General features: G+C 65.4%; 15 protein-coding genes and 2 tRNA genes. 1 reads left to right on the top strand and 16 read right to left on the bottom strand.

What is annotated here, in order from left to right; genetic code table 11:
- From TSH64_RS09315 to TSH64_RS09245, 15 genes are all read right to left on the bottom strand, one after another.
- A complete protein-coding gene (locus tag TSH64_RS09315; RefSeq protein ID WP_109096498.1) occupies nt 1–1,527 on the bottom strand; it encodes an NADH-quinone oxidoreductase subunit M in 1,527 nt (508 codons plus the stop codon).
- Nucleotides 1,528–1,552: 25 nt separating this feature from the next.
- Nucleotides 1,553–3,667 (bottom strand): NADH-quinone oxidoreductase subunit L, encoded by a 2,115-nt coding sequence (gene nuoL / locus TSH64_RS09310; RefSeq protein WP_109096497.1) that lies wholly within the window; start codon nt 3,665–3,667, stop codon nt 1,553–1,555.
- 9 nt (nt 3,668–3,676) lie between these two features.
- Nucleotides 3,677–3,985 (bottom strand): NADH-quinone oxidoreductase subunit NuoK, encoded by a 309-nt coding sequence (gene nuoK, locus TSH64_RS09305; RefSeq protein WP_014248409.1) that lies wholly within the window; start codon nt 3,983–3,985, stop codon nt 3,677–3,679.
- A gap of 2 nt (nt 3,986–3,987) precedes the next feature.
- Nucleotides 3,988–4,602 (bottom strand): NADH-quinone oxidoreductase subunit J, encoded by a 615-nt coding sequence (locus tag TSH64_RS09300; protein WP_109052070.1) that lies wholly within the window; start codon nt 4,600–4,602, stop codon nt 3,988–3,990.
- A gap of 18 nt (nt 4,603–4,620) precedes the next feature.
- Entirely contained in the window at nt 4,621–5,109 is a 489-nt protein-coding gene (gene nuoI / locus TSH64_RS09295; protein ID WP_042693501.1) for an NADH-quinone oxidoreductase subunit NuoI, read from the bottom strand.
- Nucleotides 5,110–5,227: 118 nt separating this feature from the next.
- Nucleotides 5,228–6,238 carry an NADH-quinone oxidoreductase subunit NuoH gene (nuoH, locus tag TSH64_RS09290; RefSeq protein WP_109096496.1) on the bottom strand — a complete coding sequence of 337 codons (1,011 nt, stop codon included), beginning with the start codon at nt 6,236–6,238 and terminating at the stop codon, nt 5,228–5,230.
- Nucleotides 6,231–8,294 carry an NADH-quinone oxidoreductase subunit NuoG gene (gene nuoG, locus TSH64_RS09285; RefSeq protein WP_109096495.1) on the bottom strand — a complete coding sequence of 688 codons (2,064 nt, stop codon included), beginning with the start codon at nt 8,292–8,294 and terminating at the stop codon, nt 6,231–6,233. Before nuoG ends, nuoH begins: the two co-directional genes overlap by 8 nt.
- A gap of 15 nt (nt 8,295–8,309) precedes the next feature.
- Nucleotides 8,310–9,599, bottom strand: coding sequence for an NADH-quinone oxidoreductase subunit NuoF (gene nuoF, locus TSH64_RS09280; RefSeq protein WP_109052068.1), 1,290 nt, complete (start codon nt 9,597–9,599; stop codon nt 8,310–8,312).
- 16 nt (nt 9,600–9,615) lie between these two features.
- On the bottom strand, nt 9,616–10,263 hold the full coding sequence (gene nuoE, locus TSH64_RS09275) for an NADH-quinone oxidoreductase subunit NuoE (protein ID WP_109096494.1): 648 nt from the start codon (nt 10,261–10,263) through the stop codon (nt 9,616–9,618).
- Nucleotides 10,260–11,408, bottom strand: coding sequence for an NADH-quinone oxidoreductase subunit D (locus TSH64_RS09270; protein ID WP_244560922.1), 1,149 nt, complete (start codon nt 11,406–11,408; stop codon nt 10,260–10,262). Before TSH64_RS09270 ends, nuoE begins: the two co-directional genes overlap by 4 nt.
- 107 nt (nt 11,409–11,515) lie before the next feature.
- The gene (locus tag TSH64_RS09265; protein WP_109096493.1) at nt 11,516–12,145 is read right to left on the bottom strand and encodes an NADH-quinone oxidoreductase subunit C; all 630 of its coding nucleotides are present in this window, start codon (nt 12,143–12,145) and stop codon (nt 11,516–11,518) included.
- Between the two features lie 87 nt (nt 12,146–12,232).
- Nucleotides 12,233–12,778, bottom strand: a complete 546-nt coding sequence (locus TSH64_RS09260) for an NADH-quinone oxidoreductase subunit B (RefSeq protein ID WP_174470176.1) — start codon at nt 12,776–12,778, stop codon at nt 12,233–12,235.
- Nucleotides 12,769–13,137, bottom strand: coding sequence for an NADH-quinone oxidoreductase subunit A (locus TSH64_RS09255; protein WP_045580751.1), 369 nt, complete (start codon nt 13,135–13,137; stop codon nt 12,769–12,771). The genes TSH64_RS09260 and TSH64_RS09255 overlap by 10 nt, the downstream gene beginning before the upstream one ends.
- A 314-nt stretch (nt 13,138–13,451) precedes the next feature.
- Nucleotides 13,452–13,528 (bottom strand) — tRNA-Asp (locus TSH64_RS09250).
- A 4-nt stretch (nt 13,529–13,532) separates the two neighbouring features.
- Nucleotides 13,533–13,608, bottom strand: a tRNA-Asn gene (locus TSH64_RS09245).
- Nucleotides 13,609–13,825: 217 nt separating this feature from the next.
- Here TSH64_RS09245 and TSH64_RS09240 point away from each other — a divergent pair.
- The gene (locus tag TSH64_RS09240; protein WP_098736158.1) at nt 13,826–14,404 is read left to right on the top strand and encodes a hypothetical protein; all 579 of its coding nucleotides are present in this window, start codon (nt 13,826–13,828) and stop codon (nt 14,402–14,404) included.
- A 62-nt stretch (nt 14,405–14,466) separates the two neighbouring features.
- On the opposite strand, the gene TSH64_RS09235 is transcribed toward TSH64_RS09240, so the two are convergent.
- Entirely contained in the window at nt 14,467–14,850 is a 384-nt protein-coding gene (locus TSH64_RS09235; protein ID WP_109048991.1) for a dihydroneopterin aldolase, read from the bottom strand.
- Between the last annotated feature and the right edge of the window lie 19 nt (nt 14,851–14,869).

The following is a 14,869-nucleotide window of genomic DNA, read 5'->3' as shown; positions in this document are numbered from 1 at the left end:
TTACCGAGCGGCGACCGAGACACCGGACGCGGCGTGCGACGCGGCCAGCTTGGTCTGGTAGGTCTGGATCAGCTGCTCGACCGATGCCGAGGTGACGTTCAGGAAGCTGCTGGGATAGATGCCCATCCACAGGACGACGGCGATCAGCGGCACGAACACTGCGATCTCACGCGGCGTCATGTCGAACATCGCCTTGACGTCCGGCTTGGTCAGCTTGCCGTAGACGACGCGGCGGTACAGCCACAGCGCATAGGCGGCACCGAGAACCATGCCGGTGGCGGCGAGGGCGGCAACCCAGGTGTTGTCGCGGAAGACGCCCATCAGCACCAGGAACTCGCCGACGAAGCCGGCAGTGCCCGGCAGGCCGACCGAGGCCATGGTCATGAACAGGAAGACCACCGCATATTTCGGCATGTTCTTCACGAGGCCGCCGTAGCGGGCGATCTCGCGGGTGTGCAGCCGGTCATAGACGACGCCGACGCACAGGAACAGCGCACCCGACACCACGCCGTGCGACAGCATCTGGAACACCGAGCCTTCGATGCCCTGCTGGTTCAGCGCGAACATGCCGATGGTGACGAAGCCCATGTGAGCGACCGACGAGTAGGCGATCAACTTCTTCATGTCCTCCTGGGCGAGAGCGACCAGCGAGGTGTAGATCACGGCGACGACCGACAGGGTGTAGATCAGCGGCGCGAAATACTCGGTCGCTTCCGGCAGGATCGGAATGTTGAAGCGCAGGAAGCCGTACCCGCCCATCTTCAGCAGCACGCCGGCCAGGATGACCGAACCGGCGGTCGGCGCCTCGACGTGGGCGTCCGGCAGCCAGGTGTGGACCGGCCACATCGGCACCTTCACCGCGAAGGAGGCGAAGAAGGCCAGCCACAGCCACAGCTGCATGTTGCGCGGGAACTGGGTGGCGGTGATGGTCGGGATGTCGGTGGTGCCGGCCACGTAATACATGGCCAGGATCGCCAGCAGCATCAGCACCGAGCCGAGCAGCGTGTAGAGGAAGAACTTGAAGGCGGCATAGACGCGACGCGGGCCACCCCAGATGCCGATGATCAGGAACATCGGGATCAGGACGCCTTCGAAGAACATGTAGAACAGAACGAAATCCAGAGCGCAGAACATCCCGATCATCAGGGTTTCCAGCGCAAGGAAGGCGATCATGTATTCTTTCAGGCGGACCTGCACCGACTCCCAGCTCGCCAGGATGCACAGCGGCATCAGGAAGCCGGCCAGGACGACGAACAGCACCGAAATGCCGTCGACGCCCATGTGGTAGTTGATGCCGAACTCAGGGATCCAGCCCGCCTTCTCGACCATCTGGTAGCCGGGATTGCGCGGATCGAAGTTGGCCCAGACCAGCAGGGTCAGGACGAAGGTGACGAGGGTCGTCCACAGCGAGATGTACCGCACGTTCCGCAGCACGTCCGGGGTGTTGCCCCGGCAGAACAGCAGGATCAGCGCGACGCCCACGAGCGGCAGGAAGGTCGCGAACGACAGGATCGGCCAGCTAGCCATTGTTGTTGTTCTCCTTCGAAACCGCTCAGCCGAAGACCGACAGCCAGGCGACGAACAGGACGACCCCGATCACCATGGCAAAGGCGTAGTGATAGACGTACCCCGACTGCAGCCGGCTGGTGCGTGCCGCGATGTCGCGGGTGGCGGCGGCGATGCCGTCCGGACCCACACCGTCGATCACCGCCCCGTCGCCCGACTTCCACAGGCCGTAGCCCAGGGCCTTGGCCGGACGGGTGAACAGCGCATCGTACAGCTCGTCGAAATACCACTTGTTGTAGAGGAACTTGTGGATGCCGCTGAAGGTGCTGGCGATCCGGCCCGGCAGGCGCGGCATCATCACATAGCCGATGTAGGCCATGGCGATGCCGATCAGGCCGACGACCAGCGGAGCGATCGCGACCCAGCCCGGGGTGTGGTGGTGCGCAGCCTCGATGGCGTCGTGGCCGTGCAAGGTCATGATCGCCTTGCCCCAGAACTCCGCACGGTCGTGACCGATGAAATACTCGTGGAAGCCGACACCGGCGAACAGGGCGCCCAGCGTCAGGACCGCCAGCGGGACCAGCATGACGACCGGCGACTCATGGGCGTGGTCGTAGACTTCCTTGTCCATCCGCGGCGTGCCGTGGAAGGTCATGAACAGCAGGCGCCAGGAGTAGAAGGCAGTCAGCAGAGCTGCGGCGATGCCGAGCGCGAAGGCAAAGCGCCCAACGCCACTGCCGGAGGCGAAGGCCGCCTCCAGGATCATGTCCTTGGAATAATAGCCGGCGAAGAAGGGCAGACCGGCAAGTGCCAAGTTGCCGATCCACATCACCGCGTAGGTGAAGGGGATCTTGCGCCAGACGCCACCCATCTTGCGCATGTCCTGCTCATGGTGCAGGGCATGGATGACCGAGCCGGCGCCAAGGAACAGCAGGGCCTTGAAGAAGGCGTGCGTGAACAGGTGGAACATGGCCGCACCGTAGGCGGAAACGCCAGCGGCGAAGAACATGTAGCCGAGCTGGGACATCGTCGAATAGGCGATGACCCGCTTGATGTCGAACTGGGTGAAGCCGATGGTCGCCGCGACGAAGGCGGTCAGGCCACCGACCACCGTCACCACTTCGAGCGCCGTCGGGGCGTATTCGAAGACCGGGGACAGGCGGCAGACCATGAAGACGCCGGCGGTGACCATGGTGGCGGCATGGATGAGCGCCGACACCGGGGTCGGGCCTTCCATCGCGTCCGGCAGCCAGGTGTGCAGGCCGAGCTGCGCCGACTTGCCCATCGCGCCCATGAACAGTAGCAGGCAGGCGATGGTCAGGCCGTTGAAGTCCCAGCTGAGGAAATGCAGCGTCTGGCCGGTCAGCGTCGGGGCCTTGGCGAAGATCGTGTCGAACTGGACGGAGCCGGTCAGCACGAAGATCGCGAAGATGCCGAGCGCGAAGCCGAAGTCGCCGACGCGGTTGACCAGGAAGGCCTTCATGGCGGCGGCGTTGGCAGACGGCTTCTCGTACCAGAAGTTGATCAGCAGGTAGGAGGCCAGACCGACACCCTCCCAGCCGAAGAACAGCTGGACCAGGTTGTCCGCCGTCACCAGCATCAGCATGGCGAAGGTGAACAGCGACAGGTAACCCATGAAGCGCGGCTTCTGCGGGTCCTCGGCCATGTAGCCGATGGAATAGACGTGCACGCAGGCCGAGACGGTGTTGACGACGATCAGCATCACCGCGGTGAGCTGGTCGACGCGCAGCGCCCACTTCACGTCGAGCGTGCCGCTCTGGATCCAGGTCATCAGCTCGATCGTGCGCGGATGGCCGTGCACGGCGACGTCGAAGAACAGGGTCCAGGACAGGATCGCCGAGACGATGACGGAGCCCGCGGTCACGAACTGCGCGACGCGGTCGCCCACGGTCGGCGGGCCGGCGACGACATGGTGGTCGTCGTGGGCATCGTCGTGCGCGTGGTTCAGCTCGTCGTGCGAGATGTGGTGGGCATGATCGTCATGGGCATGGGCGATCTGGGCGTGCCCGTGATCGTCATGGCCATGACCGTGGCTTCCGTGACCCGCAGCAGCCGGCTCGGCCTTCGGCCCGCCGAACAGCGCGATCGATCCGGCGACGAGGAACGCCAGGAGCGGAAGGAATACGACTAGCACTTCCATGGCGCCGCCTCAGCCCTTCATCATGTTGATGTCTTCGACTCGGATCGAGCCGCGGTTGCGGAAGTAGACCACCAGGATGGCGAGGCCGATGGCCGCCTCGGCGGCGGCGACGGTCAGGATGATCATGGCGAAGATCTGGCCAACCAGATCGTGCAGGAAGGTCGAGAAGGCGACGAGGTTGAGGTTCACCGCCAGCAGCATCATCTCGATCGACATCAGGATGATGATGACGTTCTTCCGGTTCAGGAAGATGCCCAGCACACCCAGCGTGAAGATGATGGCCGAGACCGTCAGGTAATGTCCGAGACCGATCTCCATGATCACACGCCCTCCCCGGTCGAAACCTTGCGGATGGCGACCACGTCTTCCCGGCGACGGGCGATCTGGGCGCCGACATTCTGTTTGCGCACGCCAGGACGGTGCCGCAGCGTCAGTACGATCGCACCGATCATGGCGATCAGCAGGACGATGCCCGATGCCTGGAACAGGTAGACGTACTGCGTGTACATCAGCCGTCCCAGCGCCTGGGTGTTCGACACCTGATCGAAGGCCGGGGTCGGCGCGCCGGCGATGGCGGCGACGTTCGGAGCCACGATCCAGCCGCCGAGCACCGCAGCCAGTTCGGCCAGCAGGATCAGCCCGACCAGCGCGCCCAGCGGCAGCGCTTCCATAGCACCCTTGCGCAGCTCGCGGAAATTGATGTCGAGCATCATCACCACGAACAGGAACAGCACGGCCACGGCGCCGACATAGACGATGATCAGGATCATCGCGATGAACTCCGCCCCCATCAGAAGGCAGAGACCAGCCGCCTGGAAGAAGGCGAGGATCAGGAAAAGGACGGAGTGAACGGGGTTCCGCGCCGAGATGACCATCACACCGGAGGCCACCAGCAGCGCGGCGAACACGTAGAAGGCGATGCCTTGGAGTATCATCGTTTTTCTCGCTTCCGCTTACCGGTAAGGAGCCTCGGCCGCGAGGTTCTGGGCGATTTCCGCCTCCCAGCGGTCGCCGTTCGCCAGCAGCTTCTGCTTGTTGTAGAAGAGCTCTTCCCGGGATTCGGTGGAGAACTCGAAGTTCGGCCCCATGACCACCGCGTCGACCGGGCAGGCTTCCTGGCACAGGCCGCAGTAGATGCACTTGGTCATGTCGATGTCGTAGCGCGTGGTGCGGCGGCTGCCGTCGTCACGCGGTTCGGCCTCGATGGTGATGGCGAGAGCCGGGCACACCGCTTCGCACAGCTTGCACGCGATGCAGCGCTCTTCGCCGCTCGCATAGCGGCGGAGCACATGCTCGCCGCGGAAGCGCGAACTGATGGGGCCCTTCTCATAGGGGTAGTTCAGCGTGACCTTGGGCTTGAACATGTAGCGCAAGGTCAGCGCCATGCCGCCCAGCAGCTCGGTCAGGAACAGGCTGCGCGCCGCGCGGTCGAGGAACGCCATGGCCTCTTCGTCTCCTTCCTCGCCGGCGGCCGCTCCCGTTCGATGGGTTGGCTCGCCGGCACTCAAATCGACACGTCAATGGTGGGTTCGGTGCAGGCTGGCTTTGCGGCGATGCCGCTTACTTCGGCAGCCAGCCGAAGGTCACCAGGACGCCGGCGGTCAGCACGACCCAGAACAGCGACAGGGGCAGGAAGACCTTCCAACCCAGGCGCATCAGCTGGTCGTAGCGATAGCGCGGCACGGTGGCGCGAACCCAGACGTAGGTGAACAGGCAGAACGCGATCTTCAGCGCGAACCACACGATGCCCGGCACCCAGGTGAAGGGCGCGAAGGGCAGCGGGGGCAGCCAGCCGCCGAGGAACAGGATGCTCGTCATCGCGCTCATCAGGATCATGTTGGCGTATTCGCCAAGGAAGAAGAGCGCGAAGGGAGCGGAGCTGTATTCCACCATGAAGCCGGCCACCAGCTCCGACTCGCCTTCCGGCAGGTCGAAGGGAGCGCGGTTGGTTTCAGCGAGCGCCGAGATGAAGAACATCACGAACATCGGCAGCAGCGGGATGCAGAACCAGACCTTCTCCTGGGCCCGAACGATGTCGGTCAGGTTCAGCGAGCCGACGCACAGCAGCACGGAGATGATGATGAGGCCCATCGAGACCTCATAGGACACCATCTGTGCCGCGGAGCGCAGCGCGCCGAGGAAGGCGTAGCGCGAGTTCGACGCCCAGCCGGCCATCACGATGCCGTAGACGCCCAGCGAGGAGATCGCGAACAGGTACAGCACGCCGACGTTGATGTTGGACAGCACCACCCCGTAGTCGAACGGGATGACCGCCCAGGCGATCAGCGCCAGGAAGAAGGTCAGCATCGGCGCGACGTAGAACACGATGCGGTTGGCGCCTTCCGGCAGGATCTGTTCCTTGGCGAACAGCTTCAGGCCGTCGGCGAAGGGCTGCATCAGGCCGAAGGGGCCGACGATGCTTGGGCCCTGGCGCATCTGCATCGCGCCCATGATCTTGCGCTCGGCATAGGTCATGAAGGCGACGGCGACCAGCAGCGGCACGGTGATCGCCAGGATCTGCAGGACCATAATGATCAGCGGCAGGAGAAAGCCGCTCCAGAACTCAGCCATGGGTGCCAGTCCTCTCCTGAGCAGGGCCCACCAGCGCTTCCGTGCAGTTGGCCATCGTCACCGACGCCCGGCTGATCGGGTCGGTCATGTAGAAGTTGGTGATCGGCGTCACGAAGGGGGCCGCGTCCACCGGACCCTGCGCGCCGAACGGCGCCCAGCTGGCCGGGGTCGTCTCGCCGACCGCGCCGAAGATCGGGTTCGCCGCCATCAGCCGCTGACGCAGCTGGCCGTGGGTGTCGAAGGGCAGCGTGGTGCCCAGGACTTCCGACAGCGCGCGGACGATCTTCCAGTCCTCGCGCGCTTCGCCCGGCGGGAAGACCGCAAGGCGGGCGAGCTGCGGACGGCCCTCGGTGTTGACGTAAACCGCGTTCTTCTCGGTGTAGGCGGCACCCGGCAGGATGACGTCGGCGCGGTGGGCGCCGGCATCGCCATGGTGGCCCTGATAGACCACGAAGGCATTGCCGAGCTTCGCCATATCGATCTCGTCGGCACCCAGCAGGTAGACGAAGTCGATCTCGCCCTTCGACGCACCGTCGAGGATGCCGTGAACGTCGCGGCCGCCCTCGCCCGGGAGGAAGCCGGCTTCGATGCCGCCGACCCGCGCGGCGGCGGTGTGCAGCACGTTGAAGCCGTTCCAATCGTCGCGGAACATGCCGTAGGCCTCGCCGACCAGACGGGCGGCGGCCTGGACCGCGAGACCGTCGGCGCGCTGGAAGGCGCCCATGCCGACGATGATCATCGGGTTCTTGGCGGCGCGCAGCGTCTCGGAGAACGGGTGGCTGCCGTCGACCAGCTGCTGCAGCGCGTCCGGACCGGTGCCGATCACGCTGTAGGGGTAGGTCAGGTCGCGCTGCTCGCCGATGGAGGCGATGGTAACGCCGCCGGCCATGTAGCGCTTGCGGATGCGGGCGTTGACCAGCGTGCCTTCCCAGCGCGGGTTGGTGCCGACCAGCAGGATGACGTCGGCCTTTTCGATGCCGGCGATGCCCGAGTTGAACAGGTAGCCCGCACGCACCGAGGTGTCGAACCGGGCACCGTCCTGGCGGCAATCCAGGTTGGCCGAGCCGAGCCGCGACAGCAGCTCCTTGAGCGCGAACTGCGCCTCGACATCGACCAGATCGCCGGCAATGGCGGCGATGCGGTTGCCGGACAGGCCCTTCAGACGCGCCGCGATGGCGGTGAAGGCTTCGGCCCAGCTGGCCGGGACCAGCTTGCCGTTCTGGCGGATGTAGGGGCGGTCCAGCCGCTGGCGCTTCAGACCGTCATAGGAGTAGCGGCTCTTGTCGTTCAGCCACTCCTCGTTGATGTCGTCGTTGACGCGCGGCAGGACGCGCATCACCTCGGGCCCGCGGGCGTCGACGCGGATGTTCGAGCCGACGGCGTCGAGGACGTCGATGGTCTCTGTCTTGCGCAGTTCCCACGGGCGTGCCGTGAAGGCGTAGGGCTTGTGGGTCAGGGCACCCACCGGGCAGACATCGGCGAGGTTGCCCGACAGCTCCGAGCCGATGGCCTTCTCGACGAAGGTGGTGATCTCCATGTGCTCGCCGCGATAGACGGCACCGACATCGGGAACACCGGCCACTTCGTTGATGAAGCGGATGCAGCGGGTGCAATGGATGCAACGGGTCATGATGGTCTTGATGACCGGACCCATATACTTGTCCTTGACCGCCCGCTTGTTCTCGCCGTAGCGGCCGCGGTCGAAGCCGTAGGCCATGGCCTGGTCCTGCAGATCGCACTCGCCGCCCTGATCGCAGATCGGGCAATCCAGCGGGTGGTTGATCAGCAGGAACTCCATGACGCCCTTGCGGGCCTTCAGGACGGTTTCGCTGTTGGTGCGGACGACCATTCCGTCGCCGCAGGGCATGGCGCAGGACGCGACCGGCTTGGGCGCGCGCTCCATCTCCACCAGGCACATGCGGCAGTTGGCCGGCACGCTGAGGCGCTCGTGGTAGCAGAAGCGCGGAATCTCGATCCCCAGCTGCTCGCAAGCCTGGAGGATCGAGGTGCCCGGCTCGACCTCGATCTCGATCCCGTCGATGGTCAGTTTCGGCATGGGAACGGGAACTCCTTACTCGGCCGCCAGCGGGGCGCTGTTGCGGTAGGCCTGGATGCGCCGCTCCACTTCCGGACGGAAGTGGCGGAACAGGCCCTGGATCGGCCAGGCGGCAGCGTCGCCGAGCGCGCAGATGGTGTGGCCTTCGACCTGCTTGGTGACCTGCAGCAGCATGTCGATCTCTTCCATGCGCGCGTTGCCGGTGACCATGCGCTGCATGACGCGGCTCATCCAGCCGGTGCCTTCGCGGCAGGGCGTGCACTGGCCGCAGGACTCATGCGCATAGAAGGACGACAGGCGGGCGATGGCCTTCACGATGTCGGTGGACTTGTCCATCACGATCACCGCGGCGGTGCCGAGGCCCGACTGAACTTCGCGCAAGGAGTCGAAGTCCATCAGGACGGTGTCGCAGATCGACTTGGGCAGGACCGGGACCGAAGAGCCGCCTGGGATGATGCCCAGCAGGTTGTCCCAGCCGCCGCGCACGCCGCCGGCATGCTTCTCGATCAGCTCCTTCAGCGGGATGCCCATCTCCTCTTCCACGTTGCACGGCTTGTTGACGTGCCCGGAGATGCAGAAGAGCTTGGTGCCCGAGTTCTTCGGACGGCCGAGGCCGGCGAACCAGGAGGCGCCGCGCCGCAGGATGGTCGGAACGACGGCGATGGATTCGACGTTGTTCACCGTGGTCGGGCAGGAATAGAGTCCGGCCTGGGCGGGGAACGGCGGCTTGTTGCGCGGCTGCCCCTTCTTGCCCTCGATCGACTCGATGAGCGCGGTTTCCTCGCCGCAGATGTAGGCGCCGGCACCGCGGTGGATGTAGACGTCGTAATCGTAGCCGGTGCCGCAGGCGTTCTTGCCGATCAGCCCCGCCGCATACGCCTCGTCGATGGCGCGCTGGACGTTGGAGCCCTCGTTGTAGAACTCGCCGCGGATGTAGATGTAGCAGGCGCTGGCACCGATGGCGAAACCGGCGATCAGGCAGCCTTCGATCAGCTTGTGCGGATCGTGGCGCAGGATGTCGCGGTCCTTGCAGGTGCCGGGCTCGCCCTCGTCGGCGTTGATGACGAGATAGACGGGCTTGTCGGTCACGTTCTTCGGCATGAAGGACCACTTCATGCCGGTCGAGAAGCCGGCGCCGCCACGGCCGCGCAGCCCCGATTCCTTCACCTGCTCGATGATCCAGTCCCGGCCATTGGCCAGGAAGGATGCCGTGTTGTCCCAGTCACCGCGCTTGCGGGCTCCGTCAAGACCGAAGTCCTGGTAGCCGTAGAGGTTGGTGAAGATGCGGTCCTCATCGCGAAGCATCGCTGTCCCCTCCCCCTCAATCGTCCGCTTGCGCGGTGGTGGCGTCCGCTTGCGCGGTGGTAAAGGCCTTCAGCGTCGTCGGGCCGCCGACCGGCTCCGAGGACTGACGACCGGTCTGCGAGCCGGGCTTCGGCGTCTCGCCGCGCGCCAGCGCGTCGAGGATGCGCTCCATATGCTCCGGGGCCACGTCTTCGTAGTAATCGTCACCGATCTGCACAACCGGCGCGTTGACGCAGGCGCCCGAGCACTCGACCTCGCCCAGCGTGAACTGGCCGTCGGCCGTGGTCTCGCCCACCTCGATGCCGAGCTTCTTCTTGCAGGTGTGGACGATGTCGTCCGACCCGCGCAGCCAGCAGGGGGTGGTGGTGCAGACCTGGATGTGGTGCCGGCCGACCGGGTTCTTGTTGTACATCGTGTAGAAGGTCGCGACCTCGTACACGCGGATGCGCGGCATGCCCAGCAGGTCGGCCACGGCGTCCATGGCGACGCGCGGCAGCCAGCCGCCGTTCTGGCGCTGTGCCACGTCCAGCAACGGCATGCAGGCACTGGCCTGCTTGCCCTGCGGGTACTTGGCGATGATGCGCTTCGCCAGCTCCAGGTTTTCCTGGCTGAAGGTGAAGCTGGTCGGCTCGGCGTGGCCGTGATCGGAAGCGGGCGCGCTCATCGATCGATTTCTCCGAAAACGATGTCCATCGAGGCGATGTTGGCGACGGCGTCGGCCAGCATGTGACCCTTCGACATGAAGTCCAGGCCCTGAAGATGGGCGAAGCCCGGCGCGCGGATCTTGCAGCGGTAGGGCTTGTTGGTGCCGTCGGACACCAGATACACGCCGAACTCGCCCTTGGGCGCCTCGATGGCGGTGTAGGTCTCGCCGGCGGGAACGTGGAAGCCCTCGGTGAAGAGCTTGAAGTGGTGGATCAGCGCTTCCATCGAGCGCTTCATCTCGCCGCGCGGCGGCGGGGACACCTTGCGGTCCTCGATCTTGTACGGACCGGCCGGCATCTCCTTGCAGCACTGGCGGATGATGCGCAGCGACTGCTTCATCTCCTCCATGCGGACCAGATAACGCGCCCAGCAGTCACCGGTCAGGCCGACCGGGACGTCGAACTCCATGCGGTCATAGACCTCGTAGGGCTGCGACTTGCGCAGATCCCAGGCGACGCCGGAGCCGCGCAGCATCGGACCGGTGAAGGCCCAGTCGAGCGCCTGCTCCTTGGTGACGATGCCGATGTCGACCGTGCGCTGCTTGAAGATGCGGTTCTCGGTCAGCAGGCTCTCGAGGTCGTCCATGAACTTCGGAAAACGCTCGGTGAAGGCCCAGATGTCGTCCAGCAGCCCGTCCGGAATGTCCCAGGCGACGCCGCCCGGCCGGAAATAGTTGGCGTGCAGGCGGGCACCCGACACACGCTCGTAGAACTCCATGAGGATTTCGCGTTCCTCGAAGCCCCACAGCGCCGGGGTGATCGCGCCGACGTCGAGCGCACCCGTCGTGATCGACAGGATGTGGTTCAGGATGCGCGTGATTTCCGAGAACAGCACGCGGATGTACTGGGCGCGCAGCGGCGCCTTGATCTGCAGCAGGTTCTCGATGCCGAGCACATAGGCGTGCTCCATGCACATCGGGCTGACATAGTCCAGGCGGTCGAAATACGGCACGGCCTGGATGTAGGTCTTGTACTCGATCAGCTTCTCGGTGCCGCGATGCAGCAGGCCGATGTGCGGATCGCAACGCTCCACCACCTCGCCGTTCAGCTCCATCACCAGACGGAGCACGCCGTGGGCGGCCGGATGCTGCGGCCCGAAATTCATCGTGTAGGGCTTGATCTGCGTCTTGGTCTCCGGACCGGAGGCGCTGATCGCCCCGTTCGGACCCGTCGAGACGACGCCGGTCGCCGAGTCGGTCGAAACGGTCATGCTCACGGCTTCTTGCTCCCGTCCTGGAGGGCCGCCTTTTCATCGCCGGGCAGCATGACGTTGGTCATGCCTTCCCACGGGCTGAGGAAGTCGAAGGCGCGGAAATCCTGGGTCAGACGGACCGGCTCATAGATCACGCGCTTCTGGTCCTCGTCGTAGCGGGCTTCGACGTAGCCGGTCAGCGGGAAGTCCTTGCGGAAGGGGTGCCCCTCGAACCCGTAGTCGGTGAGGATGCGGCGCAGGTCCGGATGGTTCTCGAAGAAGACGCCGAACAGATCCCACGCCTCGCGCTCGAACCAGTTCGCGGCGCTGAAGACGGAAACGGCCGACGGGACCGGAGTGTCCTCGTCGGTGGCCAGCTTCACGCGCATGCGCCGGTTGTGGGTATAGCTGAGCAGCTGGTAGACGACCTCGAACCGCTCCGCGCGGTCGGGGTAATCGACCGCGGTGATATCGGTCAGCTGCTCGAACCGGGTGTCCGGGTCGTCGCGCAGCGCGGTCAGCACCGCCAGGATGGCCGGCCGCTCGACCGTCACCATCAGTTCGCCGAGCTTCACCTCGACCTTGAGGACGTCGCCGCCGATCTTGGCGGCGATGACGTCCCCGAGTTCCTTCAACGCCTGTTCGGACATGGGTGGGACCCTGCCTTCCTACTTGTCTTCAGCGCGCTTGTCGTTCGTCCCGCCTCCGGAGGCCGGAGGCGGGACGGTACGCCGTGGTCAGCGGGCGATGCGATTGCCGCGCTTGATCTTCTTCTGGAGCTGGAGGATGCCGTAAATCAGCGCCTCCGCCGTCGGCGGGCAGCCGGGCACATAGATGTCCACCGGCACGATCCGGTCGCAGCCACGCACCACCGCGTAGGAATAGTGGTAGTAGCCGCCGCCGTTGGCGCAGGACCCCATCGAGATGACCCAGCGCGGCTCCGGCATCTGGTCGTAGACCTTGCGGAGCGCCGGGGCCATCTTGTTGGTCAGGGTGCCGGCGACGATCATGCAGTCGGACTGGCGCGGGCTGGGACGCGGAATGACGCCGAAGCGATCCAGGTCGTACCGGCTCATATAGGCGTGGATCATCTCCACCGCGCAGCAGGCCAGGCCGAAGGTCATCGGCCACAGCGAACCGGTCCGGGCCCAGGCCAGCAGATCCTCGTACTTCGCCAGCACGAAGCCCTTGTCCTGGATCTCGTCGGAGACCGCGCGGATGTAGGCGTCCTGTTCCGGTCCGGGCGGAATCGGCGCCAGCGGCTTGGCGACCTCTACTCCCATTCCAGAGCTCCTTTCTTCCACTCATAAATGAAGCCGATGGTCAGGATGCCCAGGAACAGCATCATCGACCAGAAGCCGAACAGCCCGATGTCACCGAGGGCGACCGCCCACGGGAACAGGAAGGCGACTTCAAGGTCGAAGATGATGAACAGGATCGAGACCAGGTAGAACCGCACGTCGAACTTGGTGCGCGCGTCCTCGAACGGCTCGAAGCCGCATTCGTAGGGGGAGACCTTCTCGGCGTCCGGGTTCTTCGGGCTGATGACGTAGGATGCCCCAACCATCACCGCGGCCAGCGCGATGCCGATCAGCAGAAACACCAGGATCGGAAGATACTCAATGATCAGCGGAGTCGACACCGCGTTCCTCCCATAAGCCCACGACCACGGGCGCCGTTCCGGCCGGGAAATCGGCGGAAGCGCAAAGCCGTGGCAGCCATGCCTTGGATTAGCCCATCAGACGGGCCGGAATATATGCCGAGACCGTGGGCAAGGAAAGCGCTTTGAATCGCTTTTCACCACGCGGAAGGACAAGCCAGCCCCCGCGTTAGACCCTGGTAATACCACGTTTTTAAAATAGGGGAAAGGAAAGACAATATGCATGCGAAAAAGGACCCGCAATTTGCGAGTCCTTGGAGCATACTGGCGATTGACGCCGAATTTGAAAAAGAAAGTGGCGCGAGTGACGGGACTTGAACCCGCGGCCTCCGGCGTGACAGGCCGGCGCTCTAACCAACTGAGCTACACCCGCGCTATGGCTCCCGGTGCTGGACTCGAACCAGCGACAAGCGGATTAACAGTCCGCTGCTCTACCAACTGAGCTAACCGGGAACGGAGGCCCGCCTTATATGGCCGCTGGCGAAAGCTGGCAAGCGGAAAAATGCAAAGCTCTTCATTTTTCCGGAAAAAGGCGGTTTCCACGCCCGTCGCCTGTGACATTCCAGCCGCGCCGCAGCCATGGGTTGCCGGCGCACAGGCTCGCTCTTGACAGTCCGGAGCATCTCAGGCTTTTTCTCGCCTCCTCTCCCCACCATTGCCGCAGGCCCCGATGTCCGAGGTCGTCCCCTTCGCCGCCGCCCGCGAGGCGCTGCTCGCGCGCCTGACCGAACAGCTGCCGCCCTCGTCGGAATGGGCGGGCCGGCTGATGCTCATGCCGGAGGGGCGCCGGGTGGAGCCGATGCCGGCGGCCGACGCGGTGGAGTCGCTGCGCGCCTTCCGCGCCGGGCTGGGCGAGGCGGTCGGCGCCGCCGCCTGCTCGGTCGGCGGGGTGTGGGTCGGGCGGGAGGATTGCCTGGACTGGGACGGGCTGCTGGCGCCGCTGGCGGTCGCCGCCGCCTATGTGGTCGGCCGCACCCAGTCCGCCGGCGGTTTCGCCGCGGAACTGTTCCGCTGCAAGGACGCGCTGGCCGGCTGGGGCGTGCGCGGCCTGCGCGGCGAACCGGCGGTGGCGCGTGCCGCCGGCTATGCCGTGGTGTCGGTCAGCCGCCGCCCGGACGACAACGAGATCGTGCTGGACCGGGTGATGGACACCTTCGCCTTCGTCATGCGCAGCCTGGGCGAGCCGACGGTGGCGGCAGCCGACATGGACCGCCGGCTGGTCAAGCGGGCGGTGCCGTTGCGGCGGTAAGAAAAGTCTGGCGGTAAGAAGAATTCGGTGAGGGCTCACCCTGCCCTCACCCCCACGCCCCGTTATCCGCGGGCGCGCTCGATCTCGACGCCGACGCTGGCGGCGTCGGGGAACACGTCCAGCTTTTCCACCCGGACCTTGGCCACCGTCACCCGCGCGTCGGCGAGGCAGCGCTCGGCGATGCGTTCGGCCAGCGTTTCCACCAGCGTGACGTGGCCCTGGGTGACCACGCCCTTGACGATGGTCGCCATGTCCTCGCCGGTGACGCCGGGGGCGATCACGTCGAGATCCAGGTTCAGGCGGATGCGCTGGGGTTTCAGCCGTTCATGGGCATAGACGCCGATCAACGCGTCCATCACCAGATCGCGCACGAAACAACGGGTGGACAGCGTCGCCGGGGCCGAACGCGGCACCGGGGCGGTGACGGTGGCGAAGAGCTTGTTCATGGCCGACAGCCCTAACACG

Source organism: Azospirillum sp. TSH64 (genome assembly GCF_003116035.1).
GTDB lineage: Bacteria > Pseudomonadota > Alphaproteobacteria > Azospirillales > Azospirillaceae > Azospirillum.
The sequence above is the reverse complement of the archived record's forward strand: the minus strand, read 5'-3'. Positions and strand labels throughout refer to the sequence as shown.